This is a genomic window from Actinoplanes sp. NPDC051343 (genome assembly GCF_044455125.1).
Lineage (GTDB): Bacteria > Actinomycetota > Actinomycetes > Mycobacteriales > Micromonosporaceae > Actinoplanes.
The window spans coordinates 711,210-735,051 of record NZ_JBITEL010000002.1; the positions used below are offsets into that span (position 1 = coordinate 711,210).

At 71.2% G+C, this 23,842-nt stretch carries 24 protein-coding genes and 1 pseudogene; 13 read left to right on the forward strand and 12 right to left on the reverse strand.

Annotated features, from left to right (window positions below; all coding sequences use genetic code 11):
* Nucleotides 1-6 precede the first annotated feature (6 nt).
* Entirely contained in the window at nt 7-1,062 is a 1,056-nt protein-coding gene (locus tag ACIA5C_RS10255) for an amidohydrolase family protein (protein WP_396053000.1), read from the forward strand.
* On the opposite strand, the gene ACIA5C_RS10260 is transcribed toward ACIA5C_RS10255, so the two are convergent.
* Nucleotides 1,043-2,896 carry a carbohydrate-binding module family 20 domain-containing protein gene (locus tag ACIA5C_RS10260; RefSeq protein WP_396053001.1) on the reverse strand — a complete coding sequence of 618 codons (1,854 nt, stop codon included), beginning with the start codon at nt 2,894-2,896 and terminating at the stop codon, nt 1,043-1,045. The two genes, ACIA5C_RS10255 and ACIA5C_RS10260, sit on opposite strands and share 20 nt — an antisense overlap.
* A gap of 126 nt (nt 2,897-3,022) precedes the next feature.
* Between ACIA5C_RS10260 and ACIA5C_RS10265 the strand changes: the two genes are divergently transcribed.
* A complete protein-coding gene (locus tag ACIA5C_RS10265) occupies nt 3,023-5,257 on the forward strand; it encodes a putative bifunctional diguanylate cyclase/phosphodiesterase (RefSeq protein ID WP_396053002.1) in 2,235 nt (744 codons plus the stop codon).
* Nucleotides 5,258-5,308: 51 nt separating this feature from the next.
* Here the strand turns inward: ACIA5C_RS10265 and ACIA5C_RS10270 are convergent, their stop codons facing one another.
* Nucleotides 5,309-7,198, reverse strand: coding sequence for an adenylyl cyclase (locus tag ACIA5C_RS10270; protein ID WP_396053003.1), 1,890 nt, complete (start codon nt 7,196-7,198; stop codon nt 5,309-5,311).
* Between the two features lie 182 nt (nt 7,199-7,380).
* On the reverse strand, nt 7,381-7,944 hold the full coding sequence (locus ACIA5C_RS10275; protein WP_396053004.1) for a TetR/AcrR family transcriptional regulator: 564 nt from the start codon (nt 7,942-7,944) through the stop codon (nt 7,381-7,383).
* Nucleotides 7,945-8,001: 57 nt separating this feature from the next.
* Here ACIA5C_RS10275 and ACIA5C_RS10280 point away from each other — a divergent pair, with 57 nt between their 5' ends.
* Nucleotides 8,002-8,394 carry a DoxX family protein gene (locus ACIA5C_RS10280; RefSeq protein WP_396053005.1) on the forward strand — a complete coding sequence of 131 codons (393 nt, stop codon included), beginning with the start codon at nt 8,002-8,004 and terminating at the stop codon, nt 8,392-8,394.
* A gap of 270 nt (nt 8,395-8,664) precedes the next feature.
* Nucleotides 8,665-9,165 carry a putative immunity protein gene (locus ACIA5C_RS10285; protein WP_396053006.1) on the forward strand — a complete coding sequence of 167 codons (501 nt, stop codon included), beginning with the start codon at nt 8,665-8,667 and terminating at the stop codon, nt 9,163-9,165.
* On the opposite strand, the gene ACIA5C_RS10290 is transcribed toward ACIA5C_RS10285, so the two are convergent.
* Together ACIA5C_RS10290 and ACIA5C_RS10295 are read right to left on the reverse strand one after the other, a co-directional pair.
* Entirely contained in the window at nt 9,151-9,414 is a 264-nt protein-coding gene (locus tag ACIA5C_RS10290; protein WP_396053007.1) for a DUF3817 domain-containing protein, read from the reverse strand. The two genes, ACIA5C_RS10285 and ACIA5C_RS10290, sit on opposite strands and share 15 nt — an antisense overlap.
* Nucleotides 9,411-9,833 (reverse strand): hypothetical protein, encoded by a 423-nt coding sequence (locus ACIA5C_RS10295; RefSeq protein WP_396053008.1) that lies wholly within the window; start codon nt 9,831-9,833, stop codon nt 9,411-9,413. Before ACIA5C_RS10295 ends, ACIA5C_RS10290 begins: the two co-directional genes overlap by 4 nt.
* 95 nt (nt 9,834-9,928) lie before the next feature.
* Here ACIA5C_RS10295 and ACIA5C_RS10300 point away from each other — a divergent pair, with 95 nt between their 5' ends.
* On the forward strand, nt 9,929-10,939 hold the full coding sequence (locus ACIA5C_RS10300) for a GlxA family transcriptional regulator (RefSeq protein WP_396053009.1): 1,011 nt from the start codon (nt 9,929-9,931) through the stop codon (nt 10,937-10,939).
* On the opposite strand, the gene ACIA5C_RS10305 is transcribed toward ACIA5C_RS10300, so the two are convergent.
* Nucleotides 10,909-12,180 (reverse strand): acetyl-CoA C-acetyltransferase, encoded by a 1,272-nt coding sequence (locus ACIA5C_RS10305; RefSeq protein ID WP_396053010.1) that lies wholly within the window; start codon nt 12,178-12,180, stop codon nt 10,909-10,911. The two genes, ACIA5C_RS10300 and ACIA5C_RS10305, sit on opposite strands and share 31 nt — an antisense overlap.
* 134 nt (nt 12,181-12,314) lie before the next feature.
* Here ACIA5C_RS10305 and ACIA5C_RS10310 point away from each other — a divergent pair, with 134 nt between their 5' ends.
* On the forward strand, nt 12,315-12,881 hold the full coding sequence (locus tag ACIA5C_RS10310; RefSeq protein ID WP_396053011.1) for a DUF642 domain-containing protein: 567 nt from the start codon (nt 12,315-12,317) through the stop codon (nt 12,879-12,881).
* On the opposite strand, the gene ACIA5C_RS10315 is transcribed toward ACIA5C_RS10310, so the two are convergent.
* Nucleotides 12,878-13,312, reverse strand: a complete 435-nt coding sequence (locus ACIA5C_RS10315; RefSeq protein WP_396053012.1) for a cupin domain-containing protein — start codon at nt 13,310-13,312, stop codon at nt 12,878-12,880. The genes ACIA5C_RS10310 and ACIA5C_RS10315 overlap by 4 nt on opposite strands.
* An 87-nt stretch (nt 13,313-13,399) precedes the next feature.
* Here ACIA5C_RS10315 and ACIA5C_RS10320 point away from each other — a divergent pair, with 87 nt between their 5' ends.
* Together ACIA5C_RS10320 and ACIA5C_RS10325 are read left to right on the forward strand one after the other, a co-directional pair.
* A complete protein-coding gene (locus ACIA5C_RS10320) occupies nt 13,400-13,801 on the forward strand; it encodes a nuclear transport factor 2 family protein (protein ID WP_396053013.1) in 402 nt (133 codons plus the stop codon).
* Nucleotides 13,802-13,917: 116 nt separating this feature from the next.
* Nucleotides 13,918-14,295, forward strand: a pseudogene (locus ACIA5C_RS10325) (helix-turn-helix domain-containing protein); the annotation flags it as partial.
* Here ACIA5C_RS10325 and ACIA5C_RS10330 read toward each other — a convergent pair.
* On the reverse strand, nt 14,277-14,855 hold the full coding sequence (locus ACIA5C_RS10330) for a dihydrofolate reductase family protein (protein ID WP_396053014.1): 579 nt from the start codon (nt 14,853-14,855) through the stop codon (nt 14,277-14,279). The pseudogene ACIA5C_RS10325 and the gene ACIA5C_RS10330 overlap by 19 nt on opposite strands.
* A gap of 149 nt (nt 14,856-15,004) precedes the next feature.
* Between ACIA5C_RS10330 and ACIA5C_RS10335 the strand changes: the two genes are divergently transcribed.
* From ACIA5C_RS10335 to ACIA5C_RS10355, 5 genes are read left to right on the forward strand one after another with little or no spacing between them, the layout of a single operon-like run.
* Nucleotides 15,005-15,487, forward strand: a complete 483-nt coding sequence (locus ACIA5C_RS10335) for an NUDIX domain-containing protein (protein ID WP_396053015.1) — start codon at nt 15,005-15,007, stop codon at nt 15,485-15,487.
* A 10-nt stretch (nt 15,488-15,497) separates the two neighbouring features.
* Complete coding sequence (locus ACIA5C_RS10340; RefSeq protein ID WP_396053016.1) at nt 15,498-16,817, forward strand: 3-oxoacyl-ACP reductase; 1,320 nt, start codon at nt 15,498-15,500, stop codon at nt 16,815-16,817.
* 2 nt (nt 16,818-16,819) lie between these two features.
* Complete coding sequence (locus ACIA5C_RS10345) at nt 16,820-17,641, forward strand: MaoC family dehydratase (protein WP_396053017.1); 822 nt, start codon at nt 16,820-16,822, stop codon at nt 17,639-17,641.
* 39 nt (nt 17,642-17,680) lie between these two features.
* Nucleotides 17,681-18,892, forward strand: a complete 1,212-nt coding sequence (locus tag ACIA5C_RS10350; protein ID WP_396053018.1) for an acyl-CoA dehydrogenase family protein — start codon at nt 17,681-17,683, stop codon at nt 18,890-18,892.
* Nucleotides 18,889-20,544: an AMP-binding protein gene (locus ACIA5C_RS10355; protein ID WP_396053019.1), complete on the forward strand. Its 1,656-nt coding sequence runs from the start codon at nt 18,889-18,891 to the stop codon at nt 20,542-20,544. Before ACIA5C_RS10350 ends, ACIA5C_RS10355 begins: the two co-directional genes overlap by 4 nt.
* Here ACIA5C_RS10355 and ACIA5C_RS10360 read toward each other — a convergent pair.
* From ACIA5C_RS10360 to ACIA5C_RS10375, 4 genes are all read right to left on the reverse strand, one after another.
* The gene (locus ACIA5C_RS10360) at nt 20,527-21,507 is read right to left on the reverse strand and encodes a Gfo/Idh/MocA family protein (protein WP_396053020.1); all 981 of its coding nucleotides are present in this window, start codon (nt 21,505-21,507) and stop codon (nt 20,527-20,529) included. The two genes, ACIA5C_RS10355 and ACIA5C_RS10360, sit on opposite strands and share 18 nt — an antisense overlap.
* Nucleotides 21,504-21,863, reverse strand: a complete 360-nt coding sequence (locus ACIA5C_RS10365) for a DUF4304 domain-containing protein (protein WP_396053021.1) — start codon at nt 21,861-21,863, stop codon at nt 21,504-21,506. The genes ACIA5C_RS10360 and ACIA5C_RS10365 overlap by 4 nt, the downstream gene beginning before the upstream one ends.
* A 92-nt stretch (nt 21,864-21,955) precedes the next feature.
* Nucleotides 21,956-22,291, reverse strand: a complete 336-nt coding sequence (locus ACIA5C_RS10370; protein ID WP_396053022.1) for a gamma-glutamylcyclotransferase family protein — start codon at nt 22,289-22,291, stop codon at nt 21,956-21,958.
* Nucleotides 22,292-22,293: 2 nt separating this feature from the next.
* Nucleotides 22,294-23,832, reverse strand: a complete 1,539-nt coding sequence (locus ACIA5C_RS10375) for a phosphatidylglycerol lysyltransferase domain-containing protein (RefSeq protein ID WP_396053023.1) — start codon at nt 23,830-23,832, stop codon at nt 22,294-22,296.
* Nucleotides 23,833-23,842: the final 10 nt, after the last annotated feature.

Sequence of the window (23,842 nt, forward strand, 5' to 3'; positions counted from 1 at the left end):
CGTCGGGTGACAGTGCTGCGCGTCCGGGGCCGGGCTCTTCCGGACGGCGAACCGGTCGATCTCTACGCCGACGGTGATCGGTGGACGTCGGATCCGGTCGCCGGCAGCGAACTGGTCGCCGAGGGCTGGATCCTGCCCGGCCTGGTCGATGCGCATACCCACCCCGGGGCCGAGATGCCCGGCCGGCCGCTGGACGACGGCATCCTGCGGGACGATCTCCGGGCTCATCTGGATGCCGGTGTCACGCTGATCCGGGCGCCCGGTCTCGCCGGTGACCCGCCCGACTGGTTCGGCCGTGCGGACGACAGCCCGCGAGCCGTCCACGCCGGCCCGTGGCTCGCTCAGCCGGGGCAGTTCATGGACGGGTGGGGCCGGCGCCCCGAACTGGCCGACCTGCCCGCGGTGGCGGCCGAACAGGCCGGTCGCACCGGGTGGGCCAAGGTGGTGATCGACTGGGGTCGCGACGGCGCGGTCGTGCCGGTCGAGGTGCTCCGGGACGCGGTCGAGCGGGTGCACGCGGCCGGCGGGCGCCTCGCCGTGCACTCCCAGCGGGCGGCCGGCGGGTCGGTCGCGATCGAGGCCGGCGTCGACTCCGTGGAGCACGGGATGGGCCTGAGTCCGGACCTGTTGCCGCGGATGGCCGAGCAGGGCATCGCGCTGACCCCGACGCTGTCGGTGATCACCGATGCCCTGCACGAGATCAACGCTGATCCGGAACGCGCCCGCAGGAGCTGGTTCGTGCCCGGAGCCCGGGCTCACGCCCGGCTGACCGCGGCCGCCGCCGAGGCCGGGGTGACCGTGCTGGCCGGCACGGACACCCGGCCGCACGGTGGCATCGCCCTGGAGATCCGCGCGCTGGTGGCCGCCGGCCTGTCGCCGCACCAGGCGCTCGCGGCCGCATCCTGGTCGGCCCGGTCCTACCTCGGGCTGCCCGGCCTGATCGACGGTGCTCCGGCCGACGCGGTGGTGTTCGACGCGGATCCCCGGACGGATCTGAGCCGGCTCGACCGGCCACGAGCCGTCATCGTCCGGGGGAAGCGCGTCACTTCCAGGCGTCGTTGAGGGTCAGGGTGCAGGCGCTGCCGGTGTTGACGGTGCGGTTACCGCCGGATTCCCAGGTGACGGTCGAGCCGTTCTTCTTCACGTACTTGTATTCGACGTTCGTGTTGGCCGGCAGCACGGCCGAGCCCTTCCAGACCGGGTACGCGGCGGAGGAGAGCGCCACGCCGCCGGACGTGTCCCAGTTGCTGAGCGCCGCCTGGTTGCCCAGCACGTAGACGTTCTCGCCGAAGACCGTGGTCACCGTCGCGTTGAAGCTGACCGCCACGGTGGTGCACGTCGAGCCGCCCCCCGTGCCGCGGGCGTTCACGTCGATCGCCACCGCACCGCCGGCCGGGATCGTGACCGTGGCCCGGCCGCCCGAGACCGTCACCGCGGTGCCCGCACAGCTGCTGCCGGACACGCCGCCGGTGATGCGGTCGCAGTAGGTGCCGTCGGCGAGGCCGGTCGCGTAGGAGGCGGTCGACGCCGAGGAGGTGTCGTTGAGCCCGATCCAGCCCAGCGAGCCGCGGTGGAAGCCGATCACGCCGGCGTTGGTGGCGGTGAAGTCGGAGACGGTCGTGACCGAGCGGGCCGCGTTGTGCCAGGCGACCATGCCCTTCATCGCGGTCGACTGGGTGTTGCACTGCCAGGCGCCGGTGGAGCAGCTGGTGTTGCTGACGAAGCCGCTGCCGTCGGACGGCGGGGTCTGCCCGGTCGCCGAGGTCGAGAACGTGAAGCCGTCGTAGAGGACCGGCTTGCCGTACGGGTAGGCGAGCAGGAAGTAGTTGGCCAGCAGGTACCTGCTGCCGTCCTGGTAACGCAGCGTCGACCCGTCGCGCTCGGTGTCGTGGTTCGCCACCATTGCGTACGTCTGAGAGCTGGTCGCGTCGAGCGACCAGCCGGGGATCCCGGAGAGGTTGTTGAGGGTGCCGTTGGTGAACTGGGCCTTGAGGCCGTCGGCGTAGGAGAAGCCGATGACGTCACCGTTGGACGTGAACGCCGAGGGCGCGAGCGTTCCGCTGCCGCCCGGCATGATCTCCTGGGCGATGTACGGCGCTGTGCCCGAGGCGGTGGTGTTGTGCAGCAGCGACCGGATCGCCGAGAAGTCGGCCTGCGGGATGTGCTTGGCCGCGTCGACCCGGAACCCGTCGACGCCCAGGTCGATCAGGCTGTTGAGGTAGCCGGCGATCTTTGCGCGTACGGAGGAACTCTGGGTCTTCAGGTCCGAGAGCGAGGAAAGCTCGCAGTTCTGCACCTCGGCCGCGTTGTTCCAGTCGTCGATCTGGCCGTCGGCGTCGTTGCAGTAGCCGTCGTTCGGGTGGTGGAAGTCGTCGTACGAGTACGGCACGGCGGGATAGCTGTAGCCGGTGGAGCTGAACGTCGAGCCGCCGTAGCCGGTCGAGGCGGTGTTGTTGGAGCCGGCGGTGTGGTTGATGACCGCGTCGGCGTAGACGCGCACGCCCGCGTTGTGACATGCGGTGACCATGCTCGAGAACTGCGAGCGGTTGCCCATGCGGCTGGTGAGGTTGTACGACACCGGCTGGTAGACCTCCCACCACGGGTGGGCGCCGTCCGACGTGCTCGCCAGCGTGATGGATTCCTCGGGCGGCGCGACCTGCACCGCTCCGTAGCCGGCCGGCCCGAGCTGCTGGGTGCAGGCCTGGGCGATCGACGTCCAGTTCCACTCCCAGAGGTTGGCGGTGACATCGCTGTTGTTGAGCGTTGCGGCAGCGTCGGAGGGCGTGCCGGTGGCGATCACGGCCACGCCGCCGACGGCGACGAGGGAGGCGGCGAGGACGGTTCGCAGTCTTCTCATGGCGCTCCTTGAAAGCGGGGATTGTTTCAAGCTGGTCAATGCGCTGTGAAACTTCTTACAGGATCTGCCGGGATCCGGCAACCGTCTTACAACAACGCAGGAATTTCCCGCGAATCCTTGGCCGACCCGCCCGGCCCGGCCGATCTTCATTGTGTGCTGACCAGGTTGAGCGCCATACGAGGGTGGATACCGGCCGGCGGCGGACTGCGCGACGACGCCTGGGCCGGCCGCCACCGCCTGCTGACTCTGCTGCTCGCCGCCACCGTGCCGCTGCTGACCGCGTTCGGGGTCTTCCGGCACGCCCTGGCCACCGACTGGCTGCTCACCATCCTCGCGGTACTGAGCTGCGTGGTCGCGGCGGTCTCGTTGCGCCCCCGCCGCCTGCCGTCGATGTTCGTCGCACTCGGCTTCACCATCGCATGCGCCGGCTTCGTGACCATGTGCAACGGGCTCACCGAGGCGCACTTCTCGTACTTCATCGCGGTGGCCGCCCTGGCGCTCTACCGCGACTGGACCCCGTTCGGCATGTTCCTGCTCGCCACCACCACGCAGCACGCGATCTTCGGCGTCACGCACGGCGACCACACGTACGACCACCACAGCGCGCTGGTCCACCCCTGGATGTGGGCGTTCCTGCACGGCGCCGCGGTACTGCTCGCGGCGGGGTTCCAGGTCATCGGCTGGCGCCTGACCGAGAACGAGGAGCGCCGGGCCGAGGAGGACCTCAACGAGAGCAACGCCCAGCTGACCGTCGCGTTCGACGAGACGCCGGTGCCGATGGCCATGATCGCCCCGGACGGGGTCGTCCTGCGCAGCAACGAGGCCTACCGGGATTGGCTCGGCCTGACCGGCGGCCTGCCGACCGGCTTCACCGTCGCCGACGTGCCGATCACCCCGCTCGACACGGACGCCGAACCCCTCTTCGACCTGCTGCTGCGCAGCGCCGAGCCGATCACCGTGACGAGGCGGTTCCGGCGGCACTCCGACGGCGCCACCATCTGGATCGAGGTGCACAGCACGGCCCTGCACGACCGCGAGGGCCGGCTGCGCCTGATCTTCGTGCACTGCCTCGACGTCACCAGCAACCGCCGGCACGCCGAGGAACTGCGCCACCAGGTGCGCCACGACTCGCTCACCGGTCTGCTGTCGCGGGCCGGATTCGAACAGGACCTGGCCGCGCTGCTCGCCGGGCACCACGGACCGGCCTGCCTGCTCTACCTAGACGTCGACCGCTTCAAGACCATCAATGACGGGTCCGGCCACGGGGCCGGCGACGAGGTTCTGCGTACGCTCGCAAGCCGCCTCTCGGCAACCGTGCCCGACGGCGCTCTCGTCGCCCGCCCGGGCGGCGACGAGTTCGTGGTCGCGCTCCCCGGCGCCCTGGAGAGCGGATCGGACGTCGCCGAGGCGCTGGTGTCCGCGTTCGCCGAGCCGATGGACATCGCCGGCAGCCGGATGCAGGTCGCGGTCAGCATCGGGCTCACCGTCGCCCGCGGCGCCGGCCAGGCCGAGGAGGCCGTGCTCGCGGCCGACACCGCGATGTACGCGGCCAAGCGCTCCGGCGGCAGCCGGGTCGAGGTGTTCAACGACGAGATGCGGGTGAGCGTACGGCGGCGGGTCGTCGCCGAGGCGCGCCTGCGCGAGGCGCTCGCCGGCGACACGATCGAGACGCTGCCGGTATGGTTCCAGCCCGTGGTGTCGACCGCCGACCGGCGGATCGTCGGTGCCGAGGCCCTGGTCCGTATGCGTACGCCGGAGGGCGAGATCCTCGCCCCCGGCCACTTCATCGCGGCGGCCGAGGAGACCGGGCTCGTGGTGGCCCTGGGCGAACACGTACTGCGGCGCGCGTTGGCCCACCTGATGGAGTGGGGCGACGCGCTCGGGTACGTGTCGGTCAACGTGAGCCCCCGCCAGCTGGCCGAACCCGGCTTCGTGCCGATGGTGGCCGAACTGCTCGCCGGGTACCCGGACCTCGACCCGTCCCGGCTCGTCCTCGAGATCACCGAGACCGCGCTGCTCTCGTCCGCGGTCGACGTACAGGACCGCCTGCGGATGATCAAGGCGCTCGGGATGCGGATCGCGCTCGACGACTTCGGCACCGGGTACAGCTCGCTGACCTGGCTCCAGTCGGTGCCGGCCGATGTCGTGAAGCTGGACCGGTCGTTCGTGGCCGGCCTGGCCACCGACCCGCGCAAGTCGTCGATCATCTCGGCGGTGCTGTGGCTGGCCCGGTCGCTCGGGATGTCGGTGACCGCCGAGGGCGTCGAGGAGGAGGAAGACTGGAACACGCTGCGTTCCGCCGACTGCCCGGCGGTGCAGGGCTACTACATCAGCAAGCCGCTGCCGGCTACCGAGTTCGAGGCGTTCCTGATGTCATCGGTCACCGCAGCGGCTGCCTGAAAAGGCCGGGGCCTCGTCCGAGGCCCCGGCCGCACTTCGTTACAGGTCGGGCTACGGGGTCGGGTAGTCGGTCACGAAGACCGGCACGCCCACGCCCGCCTCGACGGAGGCCGGGCCGCCGACGCCGTCGACCACGTGGTCGATCGTGCCCGCGGACAGGTTCACCGTCATGATGTGGTGCAGCTTGACGCCCGGACGCGTCGGGACCTCGAAGCCGTTCGCCGTGTGGATCGACGGGTTGAGCTGGTTGAAGACGTAGACGCCCGCGCCGTACAGGTTATGGGTCTTGACCTTGTCGCCCACCTTGTAGCCGGCGTAGCCGAGCGTCTTGCCGTTCGTCCAGTCGGCCTGCGTCGGCGGGTCGTACGGCAGCTCGTTCTGATAGAAGATCGTCGTGCCGTTGTTGCCGTTCCAGGTGGTGTTGTACTTCTGGAAGTGCTCGACGAACAGGCCGGTCGCGGTCACGTTGTCGCCATTGATGATCGCGCCGTAAGGCGCGGTGTTGGTCACCCACCGCTGGGCGTCGCCCTGCGGGTCCCCGCCGACGAAGCCCTCGTTGCCGTGGTCGGCCCGCCACACCCAGGTGTGGTCGATGATCACGTTGTTGCTGTTGACCTCGAGGGCCGCCCCGGCCACCTTGCCGATGTGCGGTCCACCGACCCGGAAGTACACGTCGGCCAGCAGCGTCGGGTTGCTCTTCGAGGTCAGATCGAACCCGCCCTTGGTGCCGACCTGCAGCAGGTTGGCCGACGCCTTGGTGCCCGCGTCGATGGTCACGCCGGCCACGATCGCGCCCTGCGTGTTGCCGACCTTGAGCGGGGTGGCGCCGTTCACCGAGGTGAGCGTGGCCTGGCCGATGCCGAGCACGACCTGGTTGGGCCAGAGCACGTCCAGCGAGTGACCGATGTTGTAGACGCCCGGCGTGAGCAGGAGGTTCTTGCCGAGCAGCAGGTTCGCCTCGATCAGCCAGTCCGGGTCGGACGGCTTCGCGACGTAGAAGCTGCTCAGCGACAGGCTCTTGCCCGGGGTGATGCCGTTGGCCCAGCTGACGCCGGAGGAGTTGCGCTGGGCGCTGGGCACCCGCACGTTCCAGGCGCCCTTGTCGTCCACGTACAGGTAGGGCTTCTCGCGGCTGACCGGGGTGGTCGGCAACGTCGTGTACGGCGTCTTCGGGAAGTCGCTCTCGCTGGGCGCGCCCTGCACACCCGAGAAGACCTGGTTCCAGACCGCGTTGGACCAGCTGGCGACCGTGCTGTTGCGGGTGAGCCACTGCTGCTGCGAGCCGTTGGTGGTGGCGGGCAGCTTGGAGTCGGCCACGAAGCCGCCGCTGGCGTACTGCGGGCCGGCGGTGCAGTAGTCCATGAAGGTCAGGCCGCCGCCGCTGATGTCGACGCGGCGCAGCGACGAGGCCTGAGAGACCGCGTAGAAGTTGGCGCCGGCCCGGCAGCCGTCCTGGCCCTTGCCGTTGACGTGCAGCGACAGGTTGGACGTGGTCCGCCAGAAGTTGACCAGCGCGAGGCAGTTGCTGGTGCCGTTGTTGTCGAGGCAGCGGTTGTAGACCTCGATCTTGCCGTTGATCACCACGTCGTCGGGCGACGCGCCGAGGCCGGAGATCTCGGTGTAGTAGCCGACCTTGATCTGCAGCGGGTGGTCGTCGGTGCCGTAGGTGCCGGGCTTGAACAGGAACGCGTAGCGCTCGGTGCCCATCTCGTTGTCGACCTGCTTGGCGTACGTCGCGTCCAGCTTGGCCTGGATGTCGGCGACCGGCATGCTCGGGTCGAAGATCGTGACGTTGGCGCCCAGGTTAGGAGCCGGTGCCTGGTGTGTCGCCGGTGCTGCTGAGGCGGCCGTTCCGGTCGTCGCGGTGAGCGCGCCGACGGTGACGACCGCAAGGCCGATGGCGAGCAGCCGGCGACGGGGGCGCCGGACTATTTTCGACATGCGGAAAGCCTTTCCGTAACAGGGATGCAACGATCCGGATCACAGAAAGCAATAGAGAGGTGGCCATGTCAAGGTGCGCCCGCGCATCGGATGCGGCCAATCTCCACCGGTACGGACATCTCGCTTCGGTTCCGGAACCGGAACTGCCCGAAAGGACATCGGTACCGGTACCGGAACCGGTGTCAGCCGACCCGGTGCGGGCCCAGAATCTGGCCGATCACGTCGTCGACCAGAGCCGGCGGGATCGGGTGGTGAGCGACGAAACGCCGGTAGAACAACGGCGCGGTCAGCAGGTCGGTGGTCAGTTCGAGGTCGAGACGGTCGGACAGTTCACCGCGGCGCTGGGCACGGTCGAGGACGGCCAGCAGCGGTTCGCGGCGCCGCCGGGTCAGGTCGGCGTGCATCTCGCCCAGGGCCGGTTCCCGTTCGGCGGCGTCGATGAAGGCGGCCATCAGCCGCGGGAACGGGGTGTTCTTCAACAGGGCGACGAAGGCGTTCAGCAGCTCACGGACGTCTTCGGTGACGCTGCCCGAGTCGGGGACCGGAAAGGGCCGGAACGTCGCGTCCATCGCGTCGACCAGCAGCGCCCCGGTCGTCGGCCAGTGCCGATAGAGCGTCGCCTTGCTGGCACCGGCCCGGCGCGCCACGGCCTGAATGGTGAACCCGGCCAGGCCGTCGGCGCCGAGCACCTCCAGCGCGGCGTCGAGCACCCGCCGCCGGGCGCCCGCACCCCTCGTGATCGGCATTGCCCACCCCCTATCGAAACGGTAGCGTGTCGATAGCCGCTTTGATCGGAGGGTCCCATGACCCGCCTCTACTGGACCACCACCGCCCTGATCACCGCCGAATGCGCCGGCGGCGGCCTCGCCGACCTGCTCCGCACGCCACCCTTCTACCCGGTGATGATCGACCTCGGCTACCCGCCCTACCTCGCCACGATCATGGGCACGGCGAAGCTGATCGCCGCGGTCATCATCGTGGTCCCGGCACTGCCGCGCCTCAAGGAGTGGGCGTACGCGGGCATCACCATCAACCTCGTCGGAGCCATCGCCTCGCACGTGGCGATGCACCAGTCCCCGTCGAACACCGTCGCCCCGGCCGCGTTCCTCGCGTTGACCCTGATCTCCTGGGCCACCCGCCCACCGACCCGCCGCCTGCCGAACCGCGCACGCCTCGAACAGGTCGGCGCCCCCTGACCGTCGATCGCGACCCGGCCGGCTGATCGCCGACTTCATCGACGCCCGCCTGTCCATGCTGGAGCCTCCACGGTCGCGGCTCTCGCTGGTCCTGCCGCCCCGCCGCGCAACGGACGACGCCGCTTTGTCCGCTCCGGTGGGCGGCATCAGCGTGCGCACGCTGGTGCGATGCATGCGGCGTGGCGTGCAGGGACGGCGGCGCTGGGAGCTGCTGGGCTAGGTGGACGGGCACCTGGAAGACTGGCTCGCGACCGGCGGGAGGGGGCAGCGGTGATCTTCAGCAAGGAGCGCGATCTGCGGCTGGTGACGGTCCGGCGGGGTGGCACGCTGTCGGATCACGACCATCAGCTGATGGCCCTCTGGGCGGCCGAGTGCACCGAGCACGTGCTCGCCTTCTTCGAGCAGGTCCGGCCGGATGACGACCGGCCCCGCACCGCGGTCGAGATGGCCCGGGGCTGGGTGCGGGGCGAGGTAAAGATGATGAAGGCCCGCGATGCCGCCTTCGCCGCGAACGCCGCCGCGCGGGAGGTCACCGGCCCCGCCAGAGAGGCGGCTCACTCGGCCGGGCAGGCCGGCGCGGTGCCGCACGTGGCGGCGCACGACCTGGGCGCCGCGGCGTACGCGATCCGCGCGGCCCGCGCGGCCGGCGGCGACGAGGCCGGCCGCCGGGAGCGGGACTGGCAGCGGTCCCGGCTGCCGGCGGAGATCCGTGAGCTGGTCCTCGACGATCAGCGCCTCCGCAACGAGGTGTGCTGGTCAGTGTTCGGATAGCCGCGCCCGGGGGCGGATGCTCCGCTCGGCCAGCAGTCCGCCGATTCCCGGCACCAGCGAGAGCCACCGCGCGCAGCGAAGGCGGGTGGTCTGCAGGACCGTGCCGATCACGAGCAGGTAGGCGCAGCCGTGGAGCGGGCCGACGAGGGTTGCTATCCATGGAATGTGAACGGTCGCGAGGTTGGCCAGCAGGATCACCAGCGATGCGGCCTCGACCCGGGCGGCGATGCGCAGCAGCACGGTCCTCACGCCCCCGTCGTCGAGCCGGGGCGGACGACCATCAGCACGACGACGACCGCCCACATCAGGTTGAACAGACCGGCGGTCATCCCCAGCCGGGCCGGCAGCGACTCCGCGGGCGCGGCCAGCGCGGCGGCCTGAGCCGGGAGCACCAGGAAGCCGAGGACGACCGCGGCGCCGATGGTCAGGAACAGCGAGGTCAGCAGCCAGGCCGAGCCGAGCACGCCCATGGCGCCGGCGGTCGCCAGCCCGAGGACCGGCACCAGGATGCCGAGCGCGGCGTAGACCCGGCAGATGCGGTGGAGGGTCGCCATCGCCGGGCGGTCGGAGCGGCGCAGCGCGGCCGGGAACATGCTGGCGGCCACGGTGACCGGTCCGATGGCGACGATCGCGGCCAGCACGTGGAGCGAGAGAAGGACTTTTGTCACGGATCATGAGGCTAGAAGGGGCCGAACCACCGAGGAAGTGGCTGAAATGCCATACCCTAACGGATTCTGGCCAAGAGATCGGTTAGAGTCCGAGGATGCATCGGGTCACGGTTCTTGCGCTCGACGGCGTCGTCGCTTTCGACCTCGCGACGCCGCTCGAGGTCTTCACCCGGGTGCGGCTACCCGATGGGTCACGGCCCTATGACGTACGCGTGTGCGCGCCCCGCCCCGAGGTCGATGCCGGACTGTTCACGGTGAAGGTCGCCCACGGGCTGGAAGCCCTGGACGATGCGGACACCATCGTGCTCCCGGGGTGCCATGACCCGGCTCGCGGCGTACCGGAAAGGGTTGTGGCGCAACTGCGCAGTGCCGCGCGGCGCGGCACCCGGCTAGCGTCGATCTGTGCCGGCGCGTTCGTTCTGGCGGCGACCGGACTGCTGGACGGCAAGCGGGCGACCACGCACTGGGCCGGGGCCGAGCTTTTCCGGGCGATGCATCCGGAGGTCGTGATCGACCCGGACGTGCTCTACGTGGACAACGGCCAGTTCCTGACGTCGGCCGGCGCGGCGGCCGGGCTCGACCTGTGCCTGCACCTGATCCGGCGGGATTTCGGGTCCGCGATGGCGGCCGACGCCGCACGGCTGTCGGTGATGCCGCTGGAGAGGGAGGGCGGGCAGGCGCAGTTCATCGCACCGTCCGCGCCCTCGCTGCCGCGCGGATCGGTCTTCGAGCCGCTGCTGGTGTGGCTGGAGGAAAGTTCGGACCGGGACCTGACGCTGGCCGAGATCGCCGCCCGGGCCGGGATGAGCACGCGCACGCTCAACCGGCGGTTCCGCGAGCAGACCGGCACGACCCCGCTGCAGTGGCTGCACCGGGCGCGCATCCGCCGGGCGCAGCACCTGCTCGAGACCACGACGCACCCGGTGGACCGGATCGGCGGCCAGGTCGGGTTCGGTTCGCCGACCGCGTTCCGCGACCGGTTCAAGCGGGTCGTCGGGACGAACCCGCACGACTACCGGCGCGCGTTCCAGAGTTCGGCCCAGCGCTCGGCCCAGCGCTCGGCCCAGCGCTCGGCTCAGCGTTCCAGGATCGCTACGACTCCCTGACCGCCGGCCGCGCAGATCGAGATCAGGCCGCGCCCCTGGCCCTTTTCGGCCAGCAGTTTCGCCAGCGTGGCGACGATGCGGCCACCCGTGGCGGCGAACGGGTGCCCGGCGGCCAGCGACGATCCGTTGACGTTGAGTTTGTCCCGGTCGATCGACCCGAGGGCCTGGTCGAGGCCGAGGCGCTCCTTGCAGAATTCGGCCGACTCCCACGCCTTGAGTGTCGACAGCACCTGGGACGCGAACGCCTCGTGGATCTCGTAGTAGTCGAAATCCTGCAGGGTGAGCCCGCGCCGGGCAAGCATCCGCGGCACCGCGTAGGCCGGCGCCATCAGCAGGCCCTCGTCGCCGTGCACGAAGTCGACCGCCGCGACCTCGCAGTCGACCAGCCAGGCCTGCACGGGAATCTTCTGTTCCGCCGCCCACTCCTCGGAGGCGAGCAGCACCGTGGAGGCACCGTCGGTGAGGGGCGAGGAGTTACCGGCCGTCATCGTGGCCTGCTCACGTCCGTAGACGGTCTTCAGGGTGCTCAGCTTCTCGAGCGAGGTGTCGGCCCGCAGATTCTGGTCGCGGGTCAGGCCCAGATAGGGCGTGACCAGGTCGTCGAAGAACCCGCGGTCGTAGGCGGCGGCGAGGCGCTGGTGCGAGGCGAGGGCCAGTTCGTCCTGCGCCTCGCGCGCGATCCCCCACTGACGGGCGGTGATCGCGGCGTGGTCACCCATCGACAGGCCGGTGCGCGGCTCGGCATTGCGCGGGATCTCCGGCTGGAACGACTGCCACGGCCGCAGCTTCGCCGCCGCCTTCAGACGGTCGGCCAGCGAGCGGGCCCGGTTGAGCTCCAGGAGCGTACGCCGCATCTCCTCGTTCACCTGCAGCGGAGCGTCCGAGGTCGTGTCCGTTCCACCGGCGATGCCGGCCTCGATCTGGCCCAGCGCGATCTTGTTGGCGACCAGGATCGCCGCTTCGAGCCCGGTGCCGCAGGCCTGCTGGATGTCGTAGGCCGGGGTGCGCGGGTCGAGGCGCGAGCCGAGGACGACCTCGCGGGTGAGGTTGAAGTCGCGGGAGTGCTTGAGCACCGCACCGGCCACGACCTCGCCCATCTGCCGGCCGGCCAGCCCGAACCGCGCGATCAGGCCGTCCAGGGCGGCGGTCAGCATGTCGTGGTTGGAGGCCTGGGTGTAGCGCCCGTTGGATCGGGCGAAGGGAATCCGGTTGCCCCCGAGCACGCCGACGCGTCGTTCCATCGTTGCCTCCCTGATTTTGCTACTCACCGGTAGCCTACTCAGCTTTCTCGCGGCGCGCCCGCTCGGCAACGCTCGGCCATTCCGACAAAAGCCGCTAATCTCATGCCGATGATCCGACTGCCCGAGGACTCCCTGTGAAGCCGTTCCTGACCGCCGGACTGGCGGCCACCCTCGTGCTGCCCGCCCCGGCCTCGGCCGCGGGTCCGGTCTTCCACGACGGCTTCGAGTCCCCGAAGGTGAGCGGCCAGCTCCAGCGCCTCCCCGCCGGCTCACACATCGGCCCGTGGACCGTGACCGCCGGAAACGTCGACCTCTCCACCGCCGGCCTGTGGCAGACCCCCGAGGGCCGGCAGAGCCTCGACCTCGACGGCGACGCGAACGGCGCGGTCGCCACCACCGTCACCACCCGGCCGCTGACCACGTACCGCATCACCTTCGCCCTGGCCGGCAACCCGGCCGCGGCGCCGCTGATCAAGACCGGCGAGGTACGCGTCAACGGCCGGCCCGTCCACCGGTTCACCTCCGACACGAGGCTGACCTCGTTGAGCCGGATGGGGTTCACCACCCGGACCTTCTACGTGGTCGCCCTCTCCCGGCAACTGCGCCTCGAGTTCGCGAGCACCACCCGGCCGGTCGGCTGGGGCCCGGTCATCGACGACGTGCGCGTGGACAGCTGCCTCGTCGTCCTCTGCGGCGGCTAGCGATTCTCCGGCGGGGCAAGGCTGTCCAGGTTGACGACGATCGCCTCCTGGGTGGTCCGGGCGATGACCACGACCGCCTCGCCGTCGGGGTCCCGGTTCTCCTCGCGGTGCGGCACGAACGGCGGGACGAACACATAGTCACCCGGGCCTGCCTCGATGCGCCTCTCGACCGGCTCCTCGCCGTCGGTGTCGAGGAAGACGAAGGTCGGATGACCGGAAACCACGTAGATCGCCGTCTCCGACTCGCCGTGATGATGATTGGCCGAGGCGGTCGACGCCGGCACGTGCGTCTGTCCCATCCAGAGGTTCCGGGCACCGACGGTCCGGCCGCTGATCGCCTCCTTACGCTGCATGCCGGCGGTCTGCGCGGTGTCGGAGACCAGGTCACCAGGCGTCCGGTGGTGCAGGCGCTGGTGAAAGGCGTCGGACATGATGATTCCCTTCGAGCGGCGGCGACCGGTACATGAGCAACGGTGCGTCTTACATTGGACATCGACCTTCCGATCGGGAGGAACCCCGTGGCCCTGACCGCCGACGACCGGTTCGCCATCTCCGACCTCATCAATTGGCACGGCCACCTGATGGACCGCGGTGACTTCGAGAGCGCCGCGTCCCTGTTCACCGACGACGTGGTCTACGACGTGAGCGCCTTCGGCGCCGGCGTGCAGATCGGTCTCGCCGGCGCCCGCGAGGCCGCCTACGCCCGGCTCGACTCCCAGCCGGTCGCCCACCACGTCACCAACATCGTCCTCGAGGAGACCGGGGACGGCACGGTCCACGCCCTCTCCAAAGGTCTCGGCGTCATGGCCGACGGCACAGCCGGCAGCGTCACCTACGACGACACGGTCCGGAGAACCCCGGCCGGCTGGCGCATCACCCACCGCATCGTCCGCCCCCGCCGCACACCCCTGCAGGATTAGGAAGCAACGTATCCTTCGCCCCGTGGGACTCCGGTTCGAGACGCGCGGATCGGATTCGCCGTGGGTCGACACGGTGTGGACGTGCACCAGCGAGCAGGTCACGACGATGACCTCGGGAGATCCCCGCCCCGGACGACGCCGAGGCGCTGGTCGAAAGGCTCGTCCGGGACGGGACCGTGGTTCGTGACCTGCTCCCGGCCGAGGTGCTGCGGGGTCACCACCCGGCCGTCTCGGGACGCACGATCGAACGCCGGTTCCGTGCCGCGACCGGACTGACGCAGGGCGCCGTCCGGCAGATCGAGCGCGCCCGCACGGCGGCGCAGCGGCTCGCGGCCGGCGATACGGCCGCCGACGTCGTTGCCAAACTCGGCTACTTCGACGAGCCGCACCTCGCCCGGGCATTGCGCTCGTACGTCGGACGCACCGCCGGGCAACTGCGCGAGGGCGGCGGCGGCGCGATCGCCCTCGACCTCGATCAGCGCTTGACGGCATAAACCAGCTTCAGAATCCCGTTCGGGTAGCTCTCCGACTCCCGCAGCGTCAGCATGTGCTTGTCCCGGTCGGCCCGGCCGAACAGGCTCTTCCCGGCACCGAGCAGCACCGGGAAGACGAGCAGGTTGTACTGGTCGATCAGGCCCGCGTCGGACAGCCGCCGAGCCAGCTCCGCGCTCCCGTGAATGAAGATGGCCCCGCCCTCGCCCTCCTTGAGCGCGGCGACGTCCGCGGTCGAGCGCAGGATCGTGGTCGGCCCCCACCCGTCGACGAGGGCGTCGTCGGAGAGCGTGGACGACACCACGTACTTGGGCAGTTCCCGATAGTCGGCGTGGTCCTCCGAGCCGGGCCAGACCGCCGCGAACGCCTCGTAGCTGCGGCGGCCGAACATCAGCGCCGTGGTGCCGGCGAGTTCCTCCCCCTTCAGCGACCAGGCTTCCGGAACGAACTCGAGGTCCTTGAACACCCACCCGCCGCTGCGGTGCCCCTCCCCCGGCCCGCCGCCAGGCGAGTCCACCACGCCGTCGAGCGACATGAAACCGGTGTAGACCAGGTCACGCATTGTGCCGTCTCCTCATGCTGGCCAAGCTGCCGGCTCCACGCTAGATCGCGGCCGCGGCGGCCGTCTTGGACGAAAACGACAGCGGCTCCATGGCAGGATTCTGTCCCGTGGAGCGAGTGAGCAGTCGGGTCGTCTATCAGAATCCCTGGATGACGGTGCGGGAGGACGCGGTCCGGCGGCCCGACGGCAGCCCGGGCATCTACGGCGTCGTCGAGAAGGCCGACTTCGCGCTCGTGCTCCCCCGCCGGCCGGACGGGTTCTGGCTGGTGGAACAGTTCCGCTACCCGATCGGACGCCGGGCCTGGGAGTTCCCGCAGGGCAGCTCGGGGCGGAGCGGCGACCCGGAGGGCCTCGCCCGGCAGGAACTGGCCGAGGAGACCGGGCTCCGGGCCACCGGGATGACGCACCTCGGGCATCTCTTCGAGGCGTACGGCTATTCGACCCAGGGTTTCGACGTCTACCTGGCGACCGGCCTGTCCGAAGGGCTCCCGGACCGGGAGGTGACCGAGCAGGACATGGTGCATCGCGCCTTCACCGACGCCGAGATCGACGCGATGCTCCGGAGCGGCGCGATCGTCGATGCGCCGTCGCTGGCCGCGCTGACCCTCTACCGTTTGGCTACCGGCGAGTAGGCTCCGGCTCATGGCCGATCGATACGCGAGTTTCGCCCACTCCGGTCCGGGCCGGGTCCTGATCAAGCGGCTCGGCCTGCCCGACCCGCCGCGGCTGCGGCGTTACCACGCCGGTGACCCGGTGGCGGACGGGCCGGTGCTGGTCGGGTCGAGCGACGGGCGTCTGGCCAAGACGCTCCGCGAGACCCTCACCCACGCCGGCGTCGAACTCGCCGACGCGGCCGGCGGCCCCTACGCGGCGCTGATCTTCGACGCCACGGGCATCACCGGCTCGGCGGGGTTGAGAGGCCTCTACGACTTCTTCCACCCCAACGCGCGGGCGATGCGGAGCGGCGGCCGGGTGATCGTCCTCGGCACACCGCCCGAGGAGGCCACCACGCCGGCCGAGGCCACCGCCCAGCGGGCCCTCGAGGGCTTCACCCGCAGCGCCGGCAAGGAGTTCGGCCGGGGCAGCACCGCCCAGCTCGTGTACGTGTCGAACAGCGGCGAGAACAACCTCGAGTCGACCCTGCGCTTCCTGCTCAGCGCCCGCTCCGCCTACGTCTCCGGTCAGGTCATCCGGATCAAGGCCGGCCCGGGAGCCGGCACGCCCGACTGGTCGAAGCCCCTCGACGGCAAGACGGCCCTGGTCACCGGGGCGGCCCGGGGCATCGGTGCGGCCATCGCCCGGGTGCTGGCCCGCGACGGCGCCGACGTGATCGCGCTCGACGTCCCGGCGGCCGGTGACGCGCTGGCCGGGGTCGCCAACGACGTGCGGGGCCGGGCCCTCCAGCTCGATCTGACCGCGTCGGACGCCGGCGAGCGGCTGGCCGCCTACCTCGGCGACGGCGTCGACATCATCGTGCACAACGCCGGCATCACGCGGGACCGGACCATCGCCAAGATGGATCCGGGCTGGTGGGACGCGGTGCTCGACGTCAACCTGTCGAGCCAGGAGCGGATCAACCGCGTACTCCTGGAACGCGATCTGATCCGCGCGGGCGGGCGTCTGATCGGCGTCGCCTCGATCGCCGGCATCGCCGGCAATCGGGGGCAGACCAACTACGCGACCAGCAAGGCCGGCGTGATCGGGCTCGTCCAGTCGATGGCGCCGGCGCTCCTGAGCAGAGGCATCACGATCAACGCGGTGGCGCCCGGCTTCATCGAGACGGCGATGACCGCGAAGATGCCGGTCGCGCTGCGGGAGGCCGGCCGCCGCATGAACAGCCTCGCCCAGGGCGGCCTGCCGGTCGACGTGGCGGAGACGATCGCCTGGTTCGCGTCGCCCGGTTCGGCCGCGGTCACCGGGAACGTGGTCCGGGTCTGCGGCCAGAGCCTTCTCGGAGCGTGAACATGACGACCGAAGAGGTCACCGGTAATCCCTATCTGAGGGCCGCCGCCGGCATGCTGCCGGGCCGGCGCCGGCCGCGTACGCTGCCCGACCGTGCAGTGGTCAGTCGCTCACAGACCATTGACCGCGATCACCTCGCCGCGTACACCCGGATCTGCGAGTTCCGCCTTTCCGACACGCTTCCGGCCACCTATCCGCACGTGCTCGCTTTTCCGCTGGCGATGCACCTCATGTCGGCGGCCGACTTCCCGTTCCCGATCGTCGGCATGGTCCACATCGCCAACCGCATCACGCTGCGCCGGCCGGTCCGCGCCGACGAGCGGCTCGATCTCACCGTGCGGGCGGCCCACCTCCGCGACCATGAGCGCGGCCGCCAGTTGGACATCGTCGCCACGGCCACGGTCGACGGCGAGGATGTCTGGGACGGTGTCTCGACGTACCTCAAAATCGAACGCCGGGGTGAGCGGCGCGACCAGCGTGACCAGGCGCCTCCGCCGGCCACCGCGATCTGGCGGGTGCCGACCACCGTCGGTGCGCAATATGCCGCCGTCTCCGGTGACCGCAATCCGATTCACACGTCGCGGATCGGCGCGCGGCTCTTCGGCTTTCCGCAGCGGATCGCGCACGGCATGTGGACTGCCGCCCGGTGCATGGCCGCGCTCGAGGGGCGACTGCCGGATCGGTACACGATGGACGTGACCTTCAAGGCTCCGGTGCTTCTCCCGTCGCGTGTGGAATTCACCGCCGTCGAAGCAAACGGTGGCTGGGAATTCGGCCTGCGATCGCGGAAACCACACCTTGCGGGCCAAGTTACGCACCCGTAACGTTACCGGCGAGTACGGCGCGGTGAAGGCGGGAGACGCATGGAGTTCTGGCTCGACCTCAACGACGAGCAGCGCGAGCTGCAGCAGTGGGTGCACGGGTTCGCCGACGGGGTGATCCGCCCGGCCGCCAGCGAATGGGACGAGCGCGAGGAGACGCCCTGGCCCATCCTGCAGGAGGCCGCCAAGATCGGGCTGTACGGCTTCGAGTTCCTCATCAACGCGTGGTCCGACCCGACCGGGTTGTCGCTGCCGCTGGTCAACGAGGAGCTGTTCTGGGGCGACGGCGGCATCGGCATGGCCCTCGGCGGGACCGCGCTGTCGGTGGCCGCGATCTACGGTTCGGGCACCCCCGAGCAGATGGTCGAATGGGTGCCGCAGTGCTTCGGTGACGAGGCGTCCCCCCAGGTGGGTGCGTTCTGCTCGACCGAGCCGTCGGCCGGTTCCGACGTGGCGTCGATGCGGACGCGGGCGGTCTACGACGAGGCCGCCGACGAGTGGGTGATCTCCGGGCAGAAGGCCTACGCCACCAACGGCGGCATAGCGAACGTCCACGTGGTCACCGCCTCGGTCGACCCTTCGCTGGGCTCCCGCGGGCAGGCCGCGTTCGTGGTCCCGCCGGGCACGCCCGGGCTGGTCAGCCCCAAGAAACTGAAGAAGCTCGGCCTGCGCGCCTCGCACACCGCCGACGTGTTCCTCGACGACGTACGCGTGCCCGGCCGCTGCCTGCTCGGCGGCAAGCACGCCCTCGACGAGCGGCTGGCCCGCGCCCGGGAAGGCAAGCGGGCCACGTCGCAGGCCGCGATGCGCACCTTCGAACTCTCCCGCCCCGCGGTCGGCGCCCAGGCGATCGGCATCGCCCGCGCCGCCTACGAATACGCTCTCGAATACGCGAAGAACCGCGTCCAGTTCGGCCGCCCGATCATCGAGAACCAGGCGATCGCGTTCGCCCTGGCCGACATGCGCATGGAGATCGACGCGGCGCGACTCCTCGTGTGGCGGGCCGCGTGGATGGGCCGCAACGAGAAGACGTTCGGCGCCGGCGAGGGCTCGATGAGCAAACTGAAGGCGGGCGAGGTCGCCGTGGCGGTCACCGAAAAGGCGATCCAGATCCTCGGCGGCGCCGGCTACCTGCGCGAACACCCGGTCGAGCGAATGTTCCGGGACGCGAAGATCTACACCATCTTCGAGGGCACTTCGGAAATCCAGCGCCTGGTCATCGCCCGCGCCATCTCGGGCATGCAGATCCGTTGATTTTCGAGGCGACCACACTGGCCCGCCGGGGACTCCTCGACCCCGGACCACCGGCCCGTGTGTTCCGCCAGCTGCTCTCCCTGCGGCGCTGGGGCTTCGGCCTCGCCGGCGAGCTGCGGCAGGCCGCGGCCCGAAACCCCGATCGGGTCGCGGTCATCGACGATGACGGCTTCCTGACGTACGCCCAGCTCCTCGACCTCGCACAGCACCTGGCCGGGGTTCTGGACGTCGAGGCGGGCGACCGGGTCGGCCTGCTGTCCCGCAACTCGGCGGCGATGGTCGCGGCCATGGTCGGGGTGACGTCGGCCGGCGCCGACCCGGTGCTGCTGAACACCGGCCTGTCGGCGCCCCAGCTGTCCGCGGTGGTCCGCGACCAAGGCCTGAGGCTGATCCTGCACTCGCGCGACTTCACCCCCACCGGCGCCCCCACCGTCTGCCTCGACGACCTCGTCCCCGCACCCACGCCACCACCCAGCACCGCTCCGCCGCCGGGCTCGGCCCGGCCACCGCGCCCCGCCTCACCCGGCGCCACCCCGGCCGCCCTCTCCCACGCGCCCGCCCCGCCGCCGCGCCCCGCCTCGCCGGGCGCCTCCCTGCCCGCCCTCTCCCGCGCGCCCGCCCCGCCACCGCGCCCCGGCCGGACGATCGTGCTGACGTCGGGCACGACCGGCCTGCCGAAGGGCGCCCGACGGCCGACACCGGGCGGATTCGGGCCGCTCGCCGCCATCATCGACCGGATCCCACTGCGGGCCGGCGTGCGCATGATGATCGCGGCACCGCTCTTCCACACGTGGGGCCTCGCCGGGCTGCAGATCGCCCTCGCGCTGCGGGCGACCGTCGTGCTGCGCCGCCGCTTCGAGCCGGCCGCCGCCCTCGCGACGATGACCCGGGAACGCTGCTCGGCGCTGATCGCGGTACCGGTCATGCTGCAGGGCCTCGTGGACCTCCCACCCGGCGATCTGCCCCCGCTGTCGGTGGTGGCGGTCAGCGGATCGGCGCTGCCCGGCGGTCTGGCCACCAGATTCATGGACCGTCACGGCGACGTCCTGTACAACCTGTACGGCTCGACCGAGGCCTCCTGGGCGTCGATCGCCACCCCGGCCGACCTGCGGGCCGCACCCGGCACGGCCGGTCGGCCGCCGCACGGCACGCGGGTGGCCGTCCTCGGCCCCGACGGGAACCGGCTGCCGCCGGGTGAGCCGGGCCGCCTGTTCGTCGGCAACGAGATGCTGTTCGAGGGCTACACGAACGGTGCCGGCAAGGAGATCCGGGACGGCCTGCTCGCGACCGGCGACCTCGGGCACCTGGACGCCGACGGCCGCGTCTTCGTCGACGGCCGCGAGGACGACATGATCGTCTCGGGCGGCGAGAACGTCTTCCCCTCCGAGGTCGAAAACCTCCTCGCCGACCTCCCGGGCGTCCGCGAGGTGGCCGTCATCGGCGTACCCGATCCCGCCTACGGCCAGCGCCTGGCGGCCTACCTGGTGCTCCAGCCGGGCCGGAAACTGGACGCGGACGCCGTACGGGACCACGTGCGCGAGTTCCGCGCCCGCTTCTGCGTCCCCCGGGATGTGATCTTCCTCGACGCCCTCCCCCGCAACGCCACCGGCAAGGTCGTCAAGCGGGACCTGCCGTCACTGCCGGACCGGTAGGCCGGCCGCGCGATAGATGTCGTCGATCAGCGTCATGGTGGCGACCGAGTCGGCGGCCGGCGTGAGGTTGGCCGTGCGGTCGCCCCGGACCGCGGCCGCGAACGCCCGCAACTGGTGGACGTAGGTGGGTGCACCGCCGAACTTCTCGCGGTGGCTCCTGCCGTTCACGGTCAGCTTGAAGCCGGCGAACAGCTGCGGCATCACGAAGTTGGCGACCTTCATCGTGCCGCGCTCCCCGACCACCTTCGCACCCAGACTGAGCACAGTGGACGACCATATCGAGGCCCTGATGCGCCCGGTGGCGCCGTCACCGAAGTCGAAGCCGGCGGTCGTCGCCCGGTCGATGCGGGCGTCCCGCTTGAACGGCAACGCGCGGGCTCCCGTGACGGCCGGCGTTCCGGGGGCCAGCAGGCGCAAGCAGTGGACGGCGTAGCAGCCGGCGTCCATCAGCGCGCCACCCGCCAGCCCGTAGTCGTACCGGATGTCGCCGAACCGCGGCAGCGGGAAGCACATCGCCGTCTCGACCCGCGTGATGCGCCCGAGTTCGCCGCTGTGGGCGACCTCGGCCATGCGGGCGGCGAGCGGGTGATAGCGGTAGTGGAACGCCTCCATGACGACGAGCCCGGTCTCGTCCGCGGCCTTCCGCACCTCGGCCGCCTGGGCCGCGTTGGCCGTCAGCGGCTTCTCGCAGAGGACGTGCTTGCCGGCCCGCAGCGCGGCGATCGTCCACTGCTCGTGACGCCCGTTGGGCAGCGGAACGTAGACCGCGTCGAGCATCGGGTCGGCCAGCAGAGCCTCATAACTGGCGTGCACCACCGGAATGCCGTGCTGCCCGGCGAATGCCGCCGCCCTTGCCCGGCTGCGCGCCGCGACGGCGGCCACTTCGACCTCGGGCACCACGTGCGCCGGTTTGATCAGTGCTGCCGGGGCGATCCGGGCCGCGCCGAGTACGCCGATCCTCATGGCACGCAGTCTAGGAGCCCGCCCAGGCCCTCCGCGTCGGCGACCGACGCAAGCTGCCACCGGCCGATGCCGTCGTCGAAGCCGGGCGCCGCGCGAAGGCGGCCCCACCACTGGCCCAGTGACGTGCCCGGCAACCGGAAAGCGTCCGGGTAGCCCCGGCTCTCCTGCCACCGCAACCAATTGCCGGTGGACGCGGCCATGTTGAGATAGAAGAGGGAGAGGTCGCCCCCACTGCTTGCCGAACCCTGGAACCCGAGGACGATCGCGCCGCCGTCGCCGGACCGCAGCCGGAAGGTGCCGGCCGACCGCGTGAAGCCGGCCGTCTTGAGTGCGGGCCACAGCCGCCGCGAGATCATGTCACAAGGTATGCGCGACGAACCGGCCGATCATAGGGCCCGCACCGGGACTGGAGTGCCCCCGCGAACCTGCGCGGCGATCGACGCGGCGGTCAGTCCTGGCCGACGTAGACCCACGCGCTGTCGCCCGAGGCCAGCGGCGCCTCGATGCGGTGGTAGTCGTCCACCTCGTACTCGTCGGCGCGGGCCAGGTCGTCGTCGGTCAGGGTCAGGACCGCGCCGTCGACCGTGTCGGTGAGGTTGCCGGTCGCGACCAGGATCGGGTGGTGGGTCAGGCCGCTCACTTCGAGGACGTGCGGGTCGGTGATCTCCACCTGGGACAGCCGGAACCCGAGTACCGAATCCTCTCGTCCGGGAAGCTCGCGGCCGAAGTTGGCGATCTGGACCGCCGGGTCGCGCAGGGTCCCGTAGGAGAACAGCAGCGGCATGATCAGGAGCTTACCGGCGCCGCTTCCGCCGACGGCGCGGCCGAGACGCCGACCGGCGGGCGCGCACCGAACTCCGAGGTCAATGCCACGAAAGCCACCGGAATCAGCTCCCACCACGACCGCATCCGCAGCTGCCGGGGCCGCCACCGCGGATGGAACTTGTCGGTGAACAGCCACAGCGACCGCAGCTCGATCCAGCGGTCCAGCGCATGCAGCGGCACCTGCAGCGCCCGCGCGCCGAGCGACACGCCCGCGTAGACCCGGCGCATCCCGGCGAAGTTGAGCGTCACCTCGGCCGCGCCGTGGGCCCGGGCGTAGTCGACCATCGTCAGGATCATGCGTTCGACCACGCCGTTGGGGGCGTCGCGGCGCCGGGGCGCCACGTCGAGGGTGAAGATCCGGCCGGCGGCCGCCGTGGCGAAACGGGCGAAGGCCACCGGCTCGCCGGCGGCGTCGCGGGCGATTGCCACGAGTACGCCGTCCCGGGGCGTGAGCAGCGCGTCGAGGTTCATCGCGAAGCCCCGTTCGGAGCGGCCGCGCAGCCAGTTCCGCAGCACGCCGTCGAGCGCCGGGACGAGCAGCGGGTCGAGGGGGCCGATCTCCACGCGTACGCCCGCGTTGTCGGCCCGCCGGGCCGCCTGCCGCACGTTGCGCATCGCCCGGCCCGCCGCCGAGAAGGACGGTACGTCGAGGACCGCCTCGTCGCCGATTCCGACCGCCCGCCGCACCCCGGCCGCCCGCCACAGCTCACCGGTGGCCGCCGCGTCGTTGCCGAGCACCGCCGGGCGCCAGCCGCGCTCCTCGCAGAGCAGCGCGAACGCGGCGATCGCGGCTGCCGGGTCGGCGCCCACCGGGTCGCCGCCGGCCAGCGCCACCCCGAAACGCACCCGATAGCCGAGCGCGGCGTCACCGCGGGGGCTGAATACGTAGGTGCGGTCGGCGCGCGTGGCGAACGGCGCCAGACTTCCCGACGCCGGGTGCTGCACGAGGCGCCGCACCTGGGCCCGCTCGGCCTCCCCGGCCGGCGGCGGCGCGGGCGCGGCGGCCAGCGCGATCGCGAGCGCCACCAGCACCGAGGCGAGGACCACGACGACGTAGACCCGGGTGGAACGGTCGGGCGTCCCGGTCGGGAACGGCAGGGCCGCGTACGCCCGGTGCCGTCCCGTCTCCCACAGGGTGCGGCCGAGCACCACCGTAAGGGTGGCGCCGGCCACCACCGTGGCCGCCCGCAGCCGCTGCGGGTCGGGCCGCACCGGGAAACGCCCGGGCAGCAGTAACAGCCCCGCGACGACCGGCACCACCAGTTCGCGCCGGTGCACGGGCGGCACGACCGCCAGGACGATCAGCGCGAGGGTGAACTGCAGCGCGAGCCGGCGCCGCCCGGCCAGGCCGTGCCCGAGCAGCACGAGCAGCAGCGCGAGCCCGATGCGGTCGAGCGCGGGCAGCCGGGCGCCCGGCATCCAGGGCGACGGGCGGGCCAGCAGTGCGAGCGCGCCGAGGCAGAGAAGTGCGGCCGGTGCGCGCCCGCTCCACCTCGTCATGGGCACCATC